The organism is Yoonia sp. R2-816, assembly GCF_046762905.1.
Lineage (GTDB): Bacteria > Pseudomonadota > Alphaproteobacteria > Rhodobacterales > Rhodobacteraceae > Yoonia.
This window is the reverse complement of sequence record NZ_JBKQXN010000138.1, coordinates 66,980-84,343: the sequence shown is the minus strand read 5'-3', so window position 1 is coordinate 84,343 and position 17,364 is coordinate 66,980. Positions and strand designations below refer to the sequence as shown.

General features: G+C 59.4%; 15 protein-coding genes. 11 read left to right on the top strand and 4 right to left on the bottom strand.

The window, feature by feature from the left end; genetic code table 11:
* The first annotated feature begins 58 nt into the window (after window positions 1–58).
* The 3 genes from ACFWW2_RS04150 to ACFWW2_RS04140 are packed head-to-tail and all read left to right on the top strand — an operon-like array spanning window position 59 to window position 3,961.
* A complete protein-coding gene (locus tag ACFWW2_RS04150) occupies window positions 59–388 on the top strand; it encodes a sarcosine oxidase subunit delta (protein ID WP_393926445.1) in 330 nt (109 codons plus the stop codon).
* Complete coding sequence (locus ACFWW2_RS04145; protein ID WP_393926443.1) at window positions 385–3,396, top strand: sarcosine oxidase subunit alpha family protein; 3,012 nt, start codon at window positions 385–387, stop codon at window positions 3,394–3,396. Before ACFWW2_RS04150 ends, ACFWW2_RS04145 begins: the two co-directional genes overlap by 4 nt.
* The gene (locus ACFWW2_RS04140; protein ID WP_393926441.1) at window positions 3,389–3,961 is read left to right on the top strand and encodes a sarcosine oxidase subunit gamma; all 573 of its coding nucleotides are present in this window, start codon (window positions 3,389–3,391) and stop codon (window positions 3,959–3,961) included. Before ACFWW2_RS04145 ends, ACFWW2_RS04140 begins: the two co-directional genes overlap by 8 nt.
* Window positions 3,962–3,965: 4 nt before the next feature.
* Here ACFWW2_RS04140 and ACFWW2_RS04135 read toward each other — a convergent pair whose 3' ends face one another.
* Complete coding sequence (locus ACFWW2_RS04135) at window positions 3,966–4,343, bottom strand: nuclear transport factor 2 family protein (protein WP_393926440.1); 378 nt, start codon at window positions 4,341–4,343, stop codon at window positions 3,966–3,968.
* 87 nt (window positions 4,344–4,430) lie between these two features.
* On the opposite strand from ACFWW2_RS04135, the gene ACFWW2_RS04130 reads away from it, so the two are divergent.
* The 4 genes from ACFWW2_RS04130 (at window position 4,431) to ACFWW2_RS04115 (ending at window position 6,824) form a co-directional block, all read left to right on the top strand.
* Window positions 4,431–5,030: a superoxide dismutase gene (locus ACFWW2_RS04130; protein WP_393926438.1), complete on the top strand. Its 600-nt coding sequence runs from the start codon at window positions 4,431–4,433 to the stop codon at window positions 5,028–5,030.
* 92 nt (window positions 5,031–5,122) lie between these two features.
* Entirely contained in the window at window positions 5,123–5,341 is a 219-nt protein-coding gene (locus ACFWW2_RS04125; protein WP_393926437.1) for a hypothetical protein, read from the top strand.
* Window positions 5,334–5,783, top strand: coding sequence for a host attachment family protein (locus tag ACFWW2_RS04120; protein ID WP_393926436.1), 450 nt, complete (start codon window positions 5,334–5,336; stop codon window positions 5,781–5,783). The genes ACFWW2_RS04125 and ACFWW2_RS04120 overlap by 8 nt, the downstream gene beginning before the upstream one ends.
* Window positions 5,784–5,852: 69 nt before the next feature.
* Window positions 5,853–6,824, top strand: coding sequence for a threonine/serine dehydratase (locus ACFWW2_RS04115; protein ID WP_393926434.1), 972 nt, complete (start codon window positions 5,853–5,855; stop codon window positions 6,822–6,824).
* Here ACFWW2_RS04115 and ACFWW2_RS04110 read toward each other — a convergent pair.
* On the bottom strand, window positions 6,819–7,364 hold the full coding sequence (locus ACFWW2_RS04110; protein ID WP_393926432.1) for a TIGR00730 family Rossman fold protein: 546 nt from the start codon (window positions 7,362–7,364) through the stop codon (window positions 6,819–6,821). The two genes, ACFWW2_RS04115 and ACFWW2_RS04110, sit on opposite strands and share 6 nt — an antisense overlap.
* 114 nt (window positions 7,365–7,478) lie before the next feature.
* Between ACFWW2_RS04110 and ACFWW2_RS04105 the strand changes: the two genes are divergently transcribed.
* The 4 genes from ACFWW2_RS04105 to ACFWW2_RS04090 all read left to right on the top strand — a co-directional run bounded on the left by ACFWW2_RS04105 (window position 7,479) and on the right by ACFWW2_RS04090 (window position 12,425).
* A complete protein-coding gene (locus tag ACFWW2_RS04105; RefSeq protein ID WP_393926431.1) occupies window positions 7,479–8,660 on the top strand; it encodes a LysM peptidoglycan-binding domain-containing protein in 1,182 nt (393 codons plus the stop codon).
* 67 nt (window positions 8,661–8,727) lie between these two features.
* The gene (locus ACFWW2_RS04100; RefSeq protein ID WP_393926429.1) at window positions 8,728–10,548 is read left to right on the top strand and encodes an ABCB family ABC transporter ATP-binding protein/permease; all 1,821 of its coding nucleotides are present in this window, start codon (window positions 8,728–8,730) and stop codon (window positions 10,546–10,548) included.
* 7 nt (window positions 10,549–10,555) lie between these two features.
* The gene (locus ACFWW2_RS04095; RefSeq protein WP_393926427.1) at window positions 10,556–11,155 is read left to right on the top strand and encodes an exopolysaccharide biosynthesis protein; all 600 of its coding nucleotides are present in this window, start codon (window positions 10,556–10,558) and stop codon (window positions 11,153–11,155) included.
* A gap of 73 nt (window positions 11,156–11,228) precedes the next feature.
* The gene (locus ACFWW2_RS04090; RefSeq protein ID WP_393926577.1) at window positions 11,229–12,425 is read left to right on the top strand and encodes a multidrug effflux MFS transporter; all 1,197 of its coding nucleotides are present in this window, start codon (window positions 11,229–11,231) and stop codon (window positions 12,423–12,425) included.
* Between the two features lies 1 nt (window position 12,426).
* Here ACFWW2_RS04090 and ACFWW2_RS04085 read toward each other — a convergent pair whose 3' ends face one another.
* Both ACFWW2_RS04085 and ACFWW2_RS04080 read right to left on the bottom strand, forming a co-directional pair.
* On the bottom strand, window positions 12,427–16,113 hold the full coding sequence (locus ACFWW2_RS04085) for an efflux RND transporter permease subunit (protein ID WP_393926426.1): 3,687 nt from the start codon (window positions 16,111–16,113) through the stop codon (window positions 12,427–12,429).
* A complete protein-coding gene (locus tag ACFWW2_RS04080; RefSeq protein WP_393926424.1) occupies window positions 16,110–17,357 on the bottom strand; it encodes an efflux RND transporter periplasmic adaptor subunit in 1,248 nt (415 codons plus the stop codon). The genes ACFWW2_RS04085 and ACFWW2_RS04080 overlap by 4 nt, the downstream gene beginning before the upstream one ends.
* Window positions 17,358–17,364: the final 7 nt, after the last annotated feature.

The window sequence follows — 17,364 nt, the reverse complement described above, 5'->3', positions numbered from 1 at the left end:
GCAATGCGTCCGCCTTTGTCATGGGTGTCGGCAATATCTCCAGAATAAAGGTCTGCTCATGCTGATCCTGCATTGCCCCTATTGCGGCGTCGACGCGGATGAAACCGATCTGCACGCCGGAGGCGAAGCGCATCTGAAGCGCCACGGCCCCGGATCATCGGATGAGCAGTTCGAGGATTATCTGTTCATGCGCGAAAACCCCAAGGGTGTGCATTTCGAACGCTGGCGGCATGTTTACGGCTGCGGCAAGTGGTTCTTGGCGGCCCGGTGTACCAGCACGCTTGAGGTGTTCGGCACCTATAGCGCCCAGACCACCGAACCGCCGCAGGATATCAAGGATGCCATCAGCGCCAAGCGGCCCGGTTGGACCTGGGGGAACTTTTCATGAGCACCCGTCTGGCAAATCAGGGCCGTTTGGTGAACAAAAACAACGCCGTATCGTTTACATTTAATGGCAAGCACCTTCAGGGGTTCGAAGGTGATAGCCTTGCCTCGGCCTTGCTGGCCAATGACCAGATGCTGGTTGGCCGGTCGTTCAAGTATCATCGCCCCCGCGGCGTTGTGGCCAGCGGGGCCGAAGAACCCAACGGTCTGGTCAACATGGGCAAGGGCGGCACGTTCGAGCCGAACCAACGCATCACAACGACTGAACTGTTCGAGGGGCTAACCGCTACGTCGCAAAACCATTGGCCCAGTCTGGAATTCGATGTGGGCGCGATCAATGCGGCCCTGTCCCGGTTCCTGCCGGCGGGGTTCTATTACAAGATGTTCATGTATCCGCGCCCGTTCTGGAAACATGTCTACGAGCCGTTCATTCGCCAGTCTGCCGGGCTGGGCAAGGCCCCAAAAGACCGCGATGCGGATACCTATGAGCATTTCAACGTGCATGTTGATGTTCTGGTGGTGGGCGGCGGTATTGCCGGGCTTGCCGCAGCGCAGGCAGCAGGCGAACGTGGTGCCCGTGTTCTTTTGGTGGAACAGACCGCCCATTGGGGTGGCCGGGCCGCTGTGGACAGCCCCGAGATTGATGGCCAGCCCGCCGCGGAATGGATAAATTCCACCGTGCAAGCCATTGAAGACATGGGGAATGTTACGATCCGCGCCCATTGCATGGGGGCAGGGGTGTATGACCATGGTTATGCACTGGCCTATGAGCGGCTGACCGATCATGCCCCCGAAATGGATGGCCCGCGCCACCGGTTGTGGCGCATCCGGGCGAAACAGATCGTGACCGCGACGGGGGCGATTGAGCGCCCGTTGTCCTTTGCCGGTAACGATATCCCCGGTGTTCTTCTGGCCTCTGCCGTGCGCGATTACGTGGTGAATTACGGGGTGTCGATTGGTGACCGGACCGTGGTTGTCACCAATAATGATGATGCCTATCGCACGGCGATCATGCTCAAACAGGCGGGGCTGGATGTGCCCGCTATCGTTGATGCCCGCGCGCAAGCAGCTGGCCCGCTGATCGATCAGGCCCGCGAATTGGGTATTCGTGTGGAATTGGGCAAGGGCATTGCGTCGGTCAAGGGTGGCAAGCGCGTGACTGGTGTGGGCATCTGTACCCAGGCCGGTGAAGGTGCTGTGCTGGAAGAGATTGCGTGCGATTGCGTCGCGATGTCCGGTGGCTGGTCGCCGGTGGTGCATCTGTGGTCCCATTGCGGGGGCAAGCTGATCTGGGACGCAGATCAGGTGATGTTCCGCCCTGATCCCGAACGCGCGCCGACCGGTGACAAGGGCCAGCCCTTTGTTGCGACCGCCGGTATTGCCAACGGGCATCTGTTCACGGCCGAGGTTGTGGGTGATGGCTGGGCCGCCGGGCGGGCCGCGGCCAAGGCGGCGGGACATATGAAAAAGGGCGGACAGGCCCCGCTGGGTCATGATCTGGAAGAAGGGCCGATTTCGCCAGTCTGGCTGATGCCGCAAGGGGCTGGTCAGGCGCTGCGGGCCAAGGCTTGGCTGGATTTTCAGAACGATGTGAAGGTGTCGGACGTTCAGCTGGCCGCGCAGGAGGGGTTCGAAAGCGTCGAACATGCCAAGCGTTATACAACGCTGGGCATGGCAACCGATCAGGGGAAGTTGAGCAATATCAACGGGCTGGCGGTGCTTTCCAAGTCGCTGAACGCTGATATTCCGGATGTGGGTACGACGACGTTCCGCCCGCCCTACACCCCTATTTCGATGGGGGCGATTGCTGGTGCCGCACGTGGTCCGATCTTTCAGCCGGTGCGCAAGACGCCGATGTCGGATTGGCACAATACCAATGGGGCGGACAATGAACCGGTCGGTCAGTGGCGCAGGCCCTATGCCTATGTTCGTCCCGGCGAAACCGTGCATGACGCGGTCAATCGCGAGGTGAAGAACACCCGCGAAAACTTGGGCCTGTTGGATGCATCGACCCTTGGCAAACTGATCGTCAAAGGACCGGATGCGGGCAAGTTCCTGGACATGATGTACACCAACATGATGTCCACGCTGCCCGTTGGCAAATGCCGCTATGGTCTGATGTGTTCCGAAAACGGGTTCCTGATGGATGATGGCGTTGTGGTGCGCATGTCCGAGGATACGTGGCTTTGCCACACCACCACCGGCGGGGCAGAGCGTATCCACGCCCATATGGAAGACTGGCTGCAATGCGAATGGTGGGACTGGAAGGTCTATGTCGCCAATGTGACCGAGCAACACGCGCAAATTGCGGTTGTGGGCCCGAATGCCCGCAAGGTGCTGCGCAAGCTGGGCGGGGTGGATGTATCGGCCGAGGCGCTGCCGTTCATGCAGTGGGCCGAAGGCAAGATCGGGGATTTCGACGCGCGGGTCTTCCGCATCTCGTTCTCGGGCGAGCTGAGTTATGAGATCGCCGTGCCTGCCGGGCAGGGGCAGGCGTTCTGGGACGCGCTGATAGCCGCGGGAGAGGAGTTTGGCGTGATGCCCTATGGCACCGAATGCCTGCATATCCTGCGGGCCGAGAAGGGTTTCATTATGATCGGTGATGAAACCGACGGGACGGTTATCCCGCAGGACCTGAACCTGCAATGGGCGCTGTCGAAGAAGAAAGAGGATTATCTGGGCAAGCGCGCCCATGAACGCAGCCATATGGCCGACCCGAACCGCTGGAAATTGGTGGGGCTTGAGACGGTGGATGGCTCTGTCCTGCCTGACGGGGCCTATGCGATTGCTGATGGCACCAATGAGAACGGGCAAAAGAACACGCAAGGGCGCGTGACCTCGACCTATTATTCAGCCAACCTCGACCGCGGTATCGCCATGGGGCTGGTCCGCAATGGCCCGGATCGCTTGGGCGAGGTGATCGCGTTCAACAAGGTCGATGGCACAACCGTCGCCGCCAAGATCGTTGATCCGGTGTTTTACGACAAGGACGGGGAGAAGCAGAATGTCTGATGCTGTCAGCGCATTGCAGGGCAAACTGGCCCCGGGAGAGGTGACGATCCGCGAGGCCGGGTTGCGTGGCATGATCACCTTGCGCGGTGATCTGTCCGACAAGGGGCTGCGGTCGGTCTGCAAATCCCTGACCGGGGTGCCTTTTCCTGAACAAGGCAAGGCCAATGTCGATGGCGAAAAGGGTCTGTGCTGGATGTCACCGGACGAGGTGCTGTTGCTTATGCCTTATGGAGAGGTTGGCGATGCGCTGGCGGCGATCGAGAAGGCGCTGAAAAGCAAACACTATCTGGCGGAAAACGTATCGGATGCGCGCGCCCTGATCCATGTCGAAGGCGCATTCGCCCGCGAGGTGATGGCCAAGCTGGCGCCGGCCGATCTGCACCCTGGCACGTTCGGGCCGGGTGATTTCCGGCGCACGCGGCTGGGGCAGGTGGCTGCCGCCTTCTGGATGCGGGACGAGGATACGTTCGCGGTGATCTGTTTCCGGTCGGTGGCGGAGTATGCGTTTGATCTGCTCGCGGAAAGTGCCAAGGCGGGGGCAGTCGGACACTTTGTCGAAGGTTGATGACCTAATCTGACACCGTGACCCACTGTGCGCGCCACGCGGGGGCCGGATAATCGTCTGGCCAGTATTCGCGCTGATGGGTGATCAATCCGTCCTTTACCGTGTGAAACGTGATCGCCCGGGTGTTGATGGCGCCATCAGTGATCGCCACGTCAGTGACCACGGTGTCACCTTCGGCCACGATGGCCTGTACATCAAACTGCCAGCGCGCGGCCGCCGGGTAGGCGGTGTTGATGGCGGCAAAGTCATTTCGACCTTTGATTTGTTCTTTCGATTGCGGCCAGAAACCTTGGAAATCCGGGGCCAGCCACAGACTTGCCGCCGCAAAATCATTTGTTGCCATAGCATCCCAGAATGCGCTGACAACGTCTTTTGGAGTCATCTGTTTAGCTCCTTGCTGGCCTTGACCTTGGGTCGCATTGTGACATGTATCACTTCACCCCGTCCTTAACTCAGAAAGATATGAGAAATGGCTTTTGAACTTCCCGATCTTCCCTATGCCCATGACGCGCTTGCCAGCAAAGGCATGTCCAAGGAAACGCTCGAATATCACCATGATCTGCACCACAACGCCTATGTGACCAATGGCAACAAGGCGATTGAAGGCACCGAGTGGGAGGGCAAATCCCTTGAAGAGATTATCGTCGGCACCTATGACAAGAACGCTGTTGCCCAGAGCGGTATCTTCAACAATATCAGCCAGTTGTGGAACCATAACCAGTTCTGGGAAATGATGGGCCCCGGCGATTACGGTATGCCTGGTGAACTGGAAAAAGCGATCACCGAAAGCTTTGGTTCGGTCGACAAGTTCAAGGATGATTTCAGCGCCGCCGGTGCCGGGCAGTTCGGGTCCGGCTGGGCCTGGCTGGTCAAGGACAGCGATGGCAGCCTGAAGGTCACCAAGACCGAAAACGGCGTGAACCCGGTCTGCTTTGGCCAGACCGCCCTGCTGGGCTGCGATGTGTGGGAACATTCCTATTACATCGATTTCCGCAACAAGCGGCCAGCATACCTGACCAACTTCCTTGATAATCTGGTGAACTGGGAAAACGTCGCATCCCGCATGTGACCTAGACGCCAATGTGTGATAAGGTCCGTCGCAGGGTGCGGCGGGCCTTTTTTATTGGGAACGGAACGCCGGTTTGCAGGTTCATATCTTGAATGAAAAACAAAATGGAGGGCGACCCGATGACAGACCGCGAACGTTCCAAGGATGCCAGCAAGGAAACCGAACAAGTGATCGACGCCGAAGGCGGCAACACACGTGTGCCGGGTGCGCACGGCAAGGGCGCGGACTTCCATAATGGTGCCACTGGTGCCAGCATGGTACGGGGCGATCATAAAGATATCGCGCCGACCGAAGGCACTGACGATGACTAAGCTGAAGGCAAAGACCTGGGTGTTGGTCGCCGACGGCGAGAAGGCGCTTTTCCTCGAAAACGAAACAGACCACGAAAATCCTCATCTGACTGTTGTGCGCAAAAAAGAGCAGGACAATCCATCGGATTATGAACAATCCGCCAATCGCCCCGGCCGCATGAATGATGGCGGACCCGGCCATAAATCCGCCCTCGATGACACCGATTGGCACGAATTGGCCAAGGATCGGTTTGCGTCGGATTTAGCCGATCTGCTTTATGGTCATGCCCACAAGGGCAACTTCGAGGACATCATTCTTGTGGCATCACCATCGGTTCTGGGCGAATTGCGCGATCAGATGCATCAGGAAGTCAGCGATAAGGTGACTGCTGAAATACCTAAAACGCTGACCAACCATCCGCTGGACGAGATCGAGAAGATCGTGAAGGCCAGCCTGACCTGATTCATCCGTGGTGGACAAAGCGATTGGCCCGTGGGACATCTCGCGGGCCTTTTGTTGTGGAGAATGGATATGGTCGGGCCGACACTGACGGAAATCTCTGCCGCTGCCGCAGCACTCGAGGATGCCATTATCCGAACACCCGTCCTGCCGTTGTCTGCCAGTCGGTGGGAACGGATTTTGCCTGATTGCGCCAGTGTCACGCTGAAACTGGAGTTGTTCCAGCAAACCGGGTCATTCAAAGCGCGGGGTGCGTTGCTGGGTATCCGCAACCTGACCGCCGATCAGCGCGCTGCAGGTGTTGTTGCGGCGAGTGGCGGGAACCATGCGTTGGCCGTCGCATGGGCGGCGCGACAGGCTGGAGTCGACGCGCTGATCACCATGCCCCGCGCGACCGACCCGGAACGGATTGCAGGATGCGAGGCGCTGGGCGCAACAGTGCAGCTTTACGATGATATGGCTGGTGCCTTTACAGCGATGAACACAGCGGCGGAGGGTGGCCGGGTCATGATGCACCCGTTTGAGGCCGCGCATATGATCCTGGGGGCGGCAACTTGTGGTCAGGAATATCAATCACAAGCACCGGATATTGATACGTTCGTTATCCCCGTTGGCGGTGGCGGGCTGATCAGCGGCATGGCTTGTGCCATCAAGCAAACGAACCCCATCGCACAGGTGATCGGCGTGGAGCCGTTTGGCGCGGACAGTATGTATCGCAGCCTTGAGGCGGGCATGCCGTTACGGTTGGAGCAGGTCGATACGATTGCCGACAGTCTGGGCTCGCCCTTGGCCATGCCGATGAGCTTTGGGATCGCACAGGCGCATGTGGATCGCGTGGTGCGTATTGACGATGGCGAGATGCTGCATGCCATGGCGCATTATCAGACCAATCTACGGATCACCGCGGAACCGGCCTGTGCCGCGTCTTTGGCGGCGATCCTTGGCCCGCTGCGGGATGAGCTGGCCGGGCGGCATGTTGGGATTATTGCATGTGGTTCGAACATTTCGCTCGCGCGCTATGCGGCGTTGATGGAAGCGTCATAGAACCTCTGTCAGTTTTGCCTCGAGCGCCACGACATCGGGCACGGTTGTCACGAAAGACAGAATGTCATCACCGGCAAAACCGCTGCGCACCACGTGATCCAACAAGTTCTTCAGCGGGTCCCAGAACCCATCGATATTCAGCAAAATAATGGGCTTGGCATGCAGCCCCAATTGCCGCCATGTCAGCGCCTCGAAAAACTCATCCAGTGATCCGGCCCCGCCGGGCAGCACCACAACCGCATCGGCGTTCATGAACATGACCTTCTTGCGTTCATGCATCGTCTCGGTCACCACAAAACTGTCCAGATCGCGTTTGCCCACTTCCCAATCAAGCAGATGGGTGGGGATGACACCAAAGGTTGCGCCACCCTTGGCCTGCACCGCATTGGCGACGCGGCCCATCAGGCCGACATCGCCAGCCCCATAGACGAGACGCCAATTGTTACGGGCCAGCATATGGCCCGTCGCCTCTGCGGCGGCGGCATAACTGTTTTTATTGCCATCGCGCGAGCCACAGTAAACACATACAGATTTGATCATCGGGGCACCCTTCACGACGCGCTTAGCTTTGACCGGTCATAGCGGGGTTGCTATGCTGCCTCAACCGGATGTGTTGGGCATCGAAGCATCGCGGTTTATTGAAGGGGGCGGGCCTTGGCTGAGCAAACGAAATCAACTGCGGGGCGTATCGCCCTGGGGGCATTGGCGGCGGTCGTGATCGCTGTTGCCGTATTGGTTTTTCTGCCGCAAGAGCAGCCCGGGGAGGGCGTGACACAGGCTGCTCCCGAACCCGCGGTCGACATCGCGCCATCGGATGCGACTGAAACGGCCGAGGCGTCTGCACCGCCGCCGCCCGCGCCGATGTTCGACACCTTTCGGGTCGAACCTGACGGCAGCATGGTCGTCGCGGGTCGGGCTGAGCCGGGGCAGGTGGTCGATATCATGCTGTCAGGCGAGGCGATTGAACGGGTCACAGCCGATGCCTCTGGCAGTTTTGTCGCGTTGCCCCAAGCCGGCCCATCCGATCAGCCGCGAACCCTGACCTTGCTGGCTGATCCTGATGGTGCCGCCATCAGCTCCGAAACCAGCTATATCGTGGCCCCCATCGCCGGGCCCGAGGTACTGGTTGCCGATGCGCCGACTGCACCAGAGGCACCCGGGACCGAAACATCCGCCACAATCGCCGCCGTAGAGGATGACGCGGTGAATGGCACGCCAGAGCCGGGATCGCTTGAGGCAACGGTTGCTGATCGGGTCACAACCGCCGCAGCATTACCGCCAACTGTACTGCAAGCTGATGCAGACGGCATCAAGGTGGTGCAGGCCGCCCCAAGCGCTGCCGCCCCGGTGGTGCAGTCCAATGTGGCACTGGACGCCATCACCTATGACCCATCAGGCGAGGTGCAATTGTCAGGTCGGGCAATCGGCGATGGGGCCGTGCAGGTCTATCTGGATAATCAGCCGGTTACCGCATCACCCGTTACCGAAGGTGGCGACTGGCAGATCGGCCTGCCAGATGTGGATACCGGCGTTTATACCCTGCGGATCGACGAAGTAGACAGCGAGGGCGAGGTCGTGTCGCGCATCGAAACCCCGTTCAAGCGTGAAGAGGCTGAAGAGGTCGCTGCCGTGCTTGCCGAAGAGACTTCGCGCGACGGGTTTGATGTGGCCGTTCGGACAGTACAGCCCGGTTCGACCCTTTGGGCCATTGCCGAGGAAAATCTGGGTGCGGGCATATTCTATGTCGAGGTGTTCGAGGCCAACAGCGATCTGATCAAGGATCCTGACCTGATTTATCCTGGCCAGATATTTCGCATTCCGGAAATGACGCAATAGCGGTGCAAGGGCTGGTCATCTGCCGGGCGGCACCCTAGGTAAAAGGGCTGTTACCCCGGAGTACCTGATGCGTCGCCTTCCCAAAACCGCCACAAATCTCGACAATGCCAAGGTGCAGGGCTGGGCAGTCATCCGGCGCGTTGTGCCGTATCTGTGGCCGGACGGGCAGGGATGGGTCAAGCGCCGGGTCATACTGGCATTGATGGTGCTTTTGTTGTCCAAGGTCATCGCGGTGGGCACGCCGATTTTTTACAAGCAGGCGGTTGATGCGCTTGCGCCCGAAGGCGCCGATGCCGCCACCATCCTGGGCCTTGGCGCGGTGGGTCTGACCCTGGCCTATGGGTTGGCGCGGCTGATGACCGTGGGTTTTCAGCAGCTACGCGATGTGGTGTTCACACGGGTTGGCCAACGTGCGTTGCGGATGCTGGCGCTTGAAACGTTCACACATATTCACCGCCTGTCCATGCGCTATCACATCACGCGCAAAACTGGCGGATTGAGCCGGGTGATCGAGCGAGGGGTGAAGGGGGTCGATTTCCTGTTGCGGTTCCTGCTCTTCAGCATGGGGCCGCTGGTGCTGGAACTGCTGATGATCTCGGCTGTTTTGTTTTTCCTGTTTGATGTCTGGTACTTGGCGGTCGTTGTTCTGACCATTGCCTTGTATGTCTGGTTTACCTTTCGCGTCACCGAATGGCGGGTCAAAATCCGCAAGGAAATGAATGATCAGGACACCGACGCCAACCAGAAGGCCATCGACAGCCTGCTGAATTTCGAAACGGTCAAGTACTTCGGGGCTGAACGGTGGGAGGCGGATCGTTACGACGCCGCCATGGCGCAATATGAAAACGCCGCGATCCGCACCAATTATTCGCTGGCATTCCTGAATTTCGGGCAATCACTGCTGATCACCGGGGGCCTTGTCGCAGTCATGGTCATGGCGGCGATGGGGGTGCAGCGCGGCGATCTGACTGTGGGCGATTTCGTGATGGTCAACGCCTACATGATTCAGATCACGATGCCGCTGAATTTCCTCGGGACCGTCTACCGCGAAATCCGACAGGCGCTGATCGATATGGGCGATATGTTCGACCTGTTGGGCCAACCGGCAGAGGTGGAGGACAAGCCGGACGCCAAGCCACTGCAGGTGAATGGCGGGCGGGTTGTGTTGCGTGATGTGTCGTTTGGCTATGATGCGGCGCGTCCGATCCTGAAAGGCATCAATCTGGAGGTCACGCCGGGCCAGACGGTTGCCATTGTGGGTTCGTCGGGGTCCGGCAAATCGACCATCGGGCGGCTGTTGTTCCGGTTCTATGACGTCAATGGCGGTGCCTTGCTGATTGACGGGCAGGATGTGCGCGATGTGACGCAAGACAGCCTGCATGCCCAGATCGGGGTGGTCCCGCAGGACACGGTCCTGTTCAATGATACGGTGCATTACAACATCGCCTATGGCCGGCCGGGCGGGTCAGAGGACGATATTGTCGCGGCGGCGAAGGCCGCGAAAATCCATGATTTCATCATCAGCCTGCCGGACGGTTATCAGACCACGGTCGGTGAACGCGGGCTGAAACTGTCGGGTGGTGAAAAGCAGCGGGTCGGTATTGCCCGTACCTTGCTGAAAAATCCGCCGATCCTGCTGCTGGACGAGGCGACAAGCGCGCTGGACACAGAGACCGAGATGGAAATTCAGGCCGAGTTGAAGGCGATGGGCGAGGGGCGGACCGTGATCACCATCGCCCACCGACTTTCGACCATCGCCGATGCTGACCGGATCGTCGTGCTGGAAAACGGCGTGATCGTCGAAGAGGGCAAACATGATGATCTGCTGGCACAGGAAGGGCGCTATGCCAATCTGTGGAACCGGCAGTCGGACGAGGAAGCCGCCTGAGTCAGCCATGCCACAGGATCAGCCCGTCACCGCCATTGTGGACACGATTGAGACCGCCGTCGCGGACGGGCCGGTTGCCGCGCGCGACCTGATGGCGGCATTTGGCCATGCGGCGCTTGCGCCGACACTGGCCGTCCCGGCGCTGCTGATCGTATCACCGCTAAGTGCGATCCCTTTGTTTTCGTCCTTTTGCGGGCTTGCCATCTTTCTGATCGCAATTCAGGGCGCTTTTGGCCGATCACATCCGTGGTTGCCCGGCTTTTTGCAGGACAGGACCGTGGCGGCAGAGCGGATCAGCAGGGCGGTGGCCGTTCTGCGGCGATTGGCGGGTTGGCTGGATTGGGCGACGCGGCAACGTCTATCATTTCTTGTCAGACGTCCGATGACCCAACTACTTTATCTGATCTGTGCAGCCGGTGCCGCCTTGATTCCCGCGCTGGAACTCGTGCCCATGTCATCAACCACCATAGGGGCCGGCGTGTTGCTGATTGCTATCGGAATTTTGGCGCGCGACGGTGTTTTTGCGGTACTGGGCCTTTGCTTTCTGGGATTGGCGGCAATTCTGCCGTGGCTGGTGGTATCTCGCTTGGCCGGTGCCCTTGGGTAAACTCACCAATTGTCATCGCTGATAACCGGCGATAAGTTCCACGCATATAACTCCCGAGGTTTCAGATATGTCTATGCTGCGCGCTGCCCTTATTCTGGGGCTACTCTCTGCTGTTGGTCCCTTTGCGATTGATATGTATCTACCGGCCATGCCTGCAATTGCGGCCGGCCTGCAGGCGGATGTCGCCGCAGTTCAACTGACGCTGATCTCGTATTTTGTGGCTTTCGGGATCGCGCAACTGGTCTATGGGCCGTGGGCCGATCAGGTGGGGCGCAAGCGGCCGCTTTATGTCGGCCTCGCGATCTTTGTGGTGGCGTCGATTGGCTGCGCCATGGCGCCGACGATTGGTGCGCTGATCGGCTTTCGGGCACTGCAGGGCATTGGTGGCGCGGTTCTGATGGTGGTGCCGCGTGCGGTGATCCGGGATATGCATACGGGTACCGCCGCAACCAAGCTGATGGCGATGGTGATGCTTGTCATCTCCGTCTCGCCAATGCTGGCGCCGCTGGCAGGCAGCGGACTGATCGCTATTGGCGACTGGCGGCTGATCTTCTGGATCTTGTGTCTGGCCGCAGGGCTCAGCCTGCTTTTGACCGCTTTTGCACTTCCCGAGACTCTGGATGCGTCAAATCGCATCCCGGTGAACATCGCCAATCTTTGGCGCGGCACCAAGGTGCTGATGCGCGACCCGGTTTTTATGGGGCTGACATTTATCGGTGGCTTTGGATTTGCCAGTTTCATGGTGTTTATCGCCAGCGCGTCTTTCGTTTATACCGGGCAATTCGGGCTCAGCCCGACGGGTTTCAGCATCGCCTTTGCGATCAATGCCATCGGGTTTTTTGCCGCCTCGCAAATGGCGGGGCCGCTGGGTGAAAAGCTCGGCATTCTGCCGGTTATTCGCTGGGCTGTGATCGGCTTCGCCGGGTTTTCGCTCGGCCTGCTGATGATCGGTCTGGCAGGGTTTGCCAGTCTGCCCGTCATCGTCGCGGGGCTGTTCATGGCGAATGCCTGCCTTGGCCTGATCATTCCCACGACCATGGTTATGGCGCTTGATCCGCATGGCGATATTGCAGGGCTTGCATCGTCGCTGGGCGGGACGTTGCAGATGGTCACTGGCGGGATGATGGTGGTGATCACCGGGCTGTTCTTTGACGGGACAGCGGTGCCGATGATCGGGGCGATTGCCCTTTGTGCGGTGCTGGCGCTTGTCCTTGCGCTGCGCACGCTGGCGATCATGAACCGCGCCGGTGAAGGCGCGGTCCAGACCTAGGTTATTCTGCCGCTTGCAAAGGTGTGGTCAGTTTCAGCGGCGGCAATTGTTCATCCTCGTTCCAGATGAACTCCGGCATCTTCACTCGGCTTGCCTGCTTGGACAGGGCCCAGTCACGGGCGGCGCGGCTGCTGCGGCCCATGGACAGTTTGGCCAGCAGCTGTGCGAACCACTGCGCATAGGTCACGACCCAGACACGCACCGCCAGCATGGATGGCGTGAAGACCAGCGTCAGAACCGTGGCGATGCCAAGGCCAAAGACAACGGCAGTCGCCAGCTGTTTCCACCAGAGCGCTGTCGGGCTGTCGATGGAGTAACCCCCATTCATGAAGTCGAGCGAGAGGCCGAACATCATCGGGGCCAGACCGGCCATCGTGGTGATGGTTGTGAGCAGCACAGGGCGGATACGATCCTCCGCGGTCCGTGTAATCGCCTCGGTCCTTGGCATGTATTGGCTGTATTCCTGATAGGTGTCGATCAGGATGATGTTGTTGTTCACCACGATCCCGGCCAGCGCCACGATACCTGTGCCGGTCATGATGATCGAAAATGGCTGCCCCATCACCAGCATGCCCACCAACGACCCGGCGGTGGACATCACGACCGCCAGCAGCACCAGAACGGAGTTATAGAAGCTGTTGAACTGTGCCAGCAGGATGATGAACATCAGACCCAGCGCCCCCGCAAAGGCGGTTTGCAGGAAAGCGCCCGACTCGGCTTGGTCCTCTTGGTCGCCGGTCCATTCCCATTCAATTGAGCCAGGCAGCGGGTTGGTTTGCAGCCACTCCGTCAGGGCCTCTATCCGTTCGTTGGCGTTGACAGGCACCTCTGATGTGGACCCATCGGCGACCAAAGCCTCCAACGCGGCTTCAGTGGTTTCGCCCTCCAGGTTGACGATTTCGTACCGATCCATACCGGTCGCCAGATCATCCACCAGCCGCACCACGGCAAGTGTTTCATCGTTCGCAACAAGTTTGAACATATTGCTGCCAACATCGGCCTTCACATCGAAATAACGTTTCTGGTCCACACGGTCGATCTGGGCGAGCTTTTCAACTGGCGTCCGGGTGGTGAAGTTCGACAAGGGGATTAGCCCGGAGTTCGTGCGCACCCGCAGGCTGTCCAGCGTCGACAGGACCCGGTCCTGTTCCGGCAGACGCACGCGAATTTCGATCTCTTCGTCAGAGCTATCCACGCGCATCGTGTCCAGCAGGATGCCGCGCGTTACAAGCTGCACCATCGCCCCGACCGAGGCGACATCGGCACCAAACCGGCCCGCTTTTTCCACGTCCACATCAATCTGCCAGTCGATACCGGGCAGAGGCAGCGAATCCTCAATCGTGATCAGACCAGGGGTCGTTTCAAACCGGGCACGCGCGGTGGTGGTGGCTGCAAGCAGCTCTTCCCAGTTGTCGCTTTTCAGGCGCAGGTGAACAGGTTTGCCCGAAGCAGGACCACGCGCTTGCGCGAGGATTTCAGTCTCAATTCCGGGTATCGTGTTCAACGCGGTCTGAATTTCTTCAAGCACAACATCGCCGTCCAGTTCGGCGATCCCGGCGCGGTCTTCCCATGGTATCGTTTCCAGTTGCACCTGACCGATCGTGTCAACGGGCGTGCTGGCGCCGCTGGCATCTGTGTTCAGTCCGCCATCACCGGCAAAGGAAAACGCGGTGATCACGCCGGGATGGGCCAGTACGATCTCTTCAGCCTGGCGGACCAGTTCATCCTTTTCGGTCAATGACAGGTTGCCGCGCGCCCGGACATAAACGATGGCCTGCTCGGGCTCTGATTCCACGAAGAACTCAACACCGTTATTGTTGGCGCCATAGTAGCCAAAGATCGAAAAGACGGTGAAAACCACGCCGCCCGCCGCAACCAGCGGCATGACCGGGTTGCCGACAATCGCATGCATGAACGTGCCGAAAATCGACCGGCGATAGCCCGCCTTGATTTTGGTCGCCTTACGCTCCAACCGGGCGGCACCGACAGTAATCGACAAGATGATGGCACCGGCCAGGAACAAGGCCATACCCGGCAGCGATGACCAGAGGCTATCGGTCTGCACGGCGCGGCCTGACAAATAGCCGGGGTTCAGGGTCAGCATCGCGCCGGTGAAAACGATCATGATCGCGGGGATCACCAGAAGCGCGCAGACAAACCAGGGTAGCCGATCACGCAGCGCGTCGGATGCGTTGCCGAACAGCCGGCTCATCCGGCCAGTAACGCCACCCATCACGGGCAGATAGATTAGGGCTACGACCAGCGAAGCACACAGCACGAAGATGAGAGTGACAGGAAGCATGCCCATGAACTGCCCGGGCACGCCGGGCCAGAACAGCATAGGCAGGAACGCACAAAGCGTTGTGGCCGTAGATGAAATGATCGGCCAGAACATCCGCTTGGCGGCTTCGACATAGGCGTGCATGGGCCCGGTGCCTTCGCGAATGCGTTTATCGGCGTATTCGACGACGACGATAGCGCCATCAACCAGCATACCCACAGCGAGGATCAGCCCGAACATCACGATGTTCGAGATCGTAATGCCCATCACTGCCAGCAAGGCAAAGCACAACAGGAACGATGTCGGAATGGCAAAACCCACCAATAGGGCAGGGCGGGTCCCGAGTGCCGCCAGAACGACGATCATCACCAATGCGATGGCCGTCAGAACTGACCCCTCCAATTGGCTGACCATGGAGGCCACGTTGCGTGATTGGTCATTTGATGTGCCGACCTCGACAGCCGCCTGCAATTCAGGCGACCAGTTGGCGCGCTCCGCGTCAACCACCTCTTTCACCAGCGCGGTCGTGTCGATCAGGTTGAACCCCTTGCGCTTGACCACTTGTAGCGCCACCGTATTGACGCCGTTAAAGCGGGCTGTGCCAGCGCGGTCTTCAAACGTCAGCCGGATGGTGGCCAAATCGCCAAGTGTGATGACCCTGTCACCATTGGTTTTGACAGGCAGGTTGTAGATATCCTGAGCCTCGTCAAAGGATGACGGGATCTTGACGGCAAATGTACCCTGATCGGTTTCGACCTCGCCTGCCGCAATCAGCAGGTTGTTGTTTGTTACAACATTGATCAATTCACCGGCGGTAACGTCATAGGCTTCCAGCCGCAGCGGGTCGATGACGACCTCAAGCATTTCATCCCGCGTCCCTGCAAGACCCGCTTCTAGCACCGCATCAAGCCCTTCGATCCGTTCCTGCAGGTCTTTGGCGATGCGGATCAGCGTACGTTCAGGCACCTGACCGGTCAGGTTCACGATGATGATCGGGAATTCCGAAAAGTTGATCTCGTTAATTGAATACTGGTCGGCTCCGGCGGGAAACTGCGCCTCTGCGTTGTTCATGGCAGAGCGGATATCGGCCAATATCTTGGTTTTGTCCCAGCCGAATTCGAATTCCAGCGCAACGCCTGCATAACCTTCGGCGGCGGTGGCGGACATTGTTTTCAGCCCGTCCAGATCGGACAGCTCGGTCTCCATCGGCTTGACCAGCAAGGTCTCGCTGTCTTCCGCCGAAATGCCGGGGAAAGGGACAGAAACAAAGATCGCCGGAATTTCAATGTCAGGCTCGCCCTCTTTCGGCAGGCCGACATAGGCAAACCCGCCCGCCAAGAGCGACAGGGCGATAAACGCCAGAACCATACGGGCGCGTGATGCGGCCCAATCGACGAGTCCAGTCATCCTTTTGCCTCCGCAAATGTCGGCGCCACAAGCACACCGTCCGTGACGAACTCCTGACCGACCGTGATGACATCGACCTCGTCCGGCAGGTCTGTCACCCAGACACCTTCGGCGGTGTCGCGCAGCAGCGTGACCGGCATGAAGGTCGCGATGTTATCTGCATTGATAGTGCGTACACCCAAAACCCCGTCATCGTCCAATGTCAGGGTGGATTGCGCCAACAAATGGGCGGTGCGCCCTTCGGAGGCGACCAAAATTTCAGCAGTTTGACCATCGCTGATCGTCATATCATCATTGGCGACCTCAACTTCCACTTGGAAGGTGCGGGTCGTTTCATCGGCGCTACGGGACAGGAATGTCACCCGCCCCTGCACCTCGGCCCCCGATACAAGGCGGGCACCAGCCAACGCGCCAACGCTGATCTTGGACACATCCGCCTCGGGGACAAAGCCCACAAGCTTGATCGGGTTGAGCTGGATCACAGTCGCGCAGAGCGCGCCGGGCTGCATCAGCGACCCCAATTCAGCCGTATCGGTTTCGAGCAGCCCCGCGAATGGCGCACGGATCGTCAGGCGGTCGATTTCGCGCTCGGCGGATTCCACTGCCGCCTCGGCCGCCTCGATCCCGGCTTCGGCCGATTTCACGCCGGAATTGGCGCGTTGCACACCGGCCCTGGCACCGTCCATCGCGGCCTGCGCGCTCACAAGGCGGGTTTCAGAGGCAAAGCCATCCTGCGATAGTTGCTGGGCAGCGTTAAGGTTGATTTCAGCCTCGCGGACACGGGCATTCGCCTCGGCGACCGACGCCTGCGCCTCTGGCACGCGCCCTTCGGCTTCTGTCAGGCGGGCGCGGGCTTCGGCCAGTGATGCCTGCCGCGCGCCGGGGTCAAGACGGCATAGTTCATCGCCCTGCTCCACAAAGGTGCCTTTGCGCAATGGTTCAGACACGACCAGACCAGATGTTTCCGCGGCAACAGTGACCTGACGCGCCGCTTCGGTCCGGCCACGCAGAATAACGGCGCTGTCGATCGTTTGCGCAACCGAACGAATTGCGACCACGCCCACACCACCTGACACTGTCTCAGCAGGTGTTTCTTCTTCAGCAACTTCTGCCGTTTCGATGGGGGCTTCATCTCCTGCAAGTGGCGAGGCCTGCGCAAAGTCAGTGAGGCGGTCACGCTCGAAAACAAACAGATACAAAACGCCGCAAACGATAATGGCGGTGATGATCGAAATGATCTTCATGACGTAG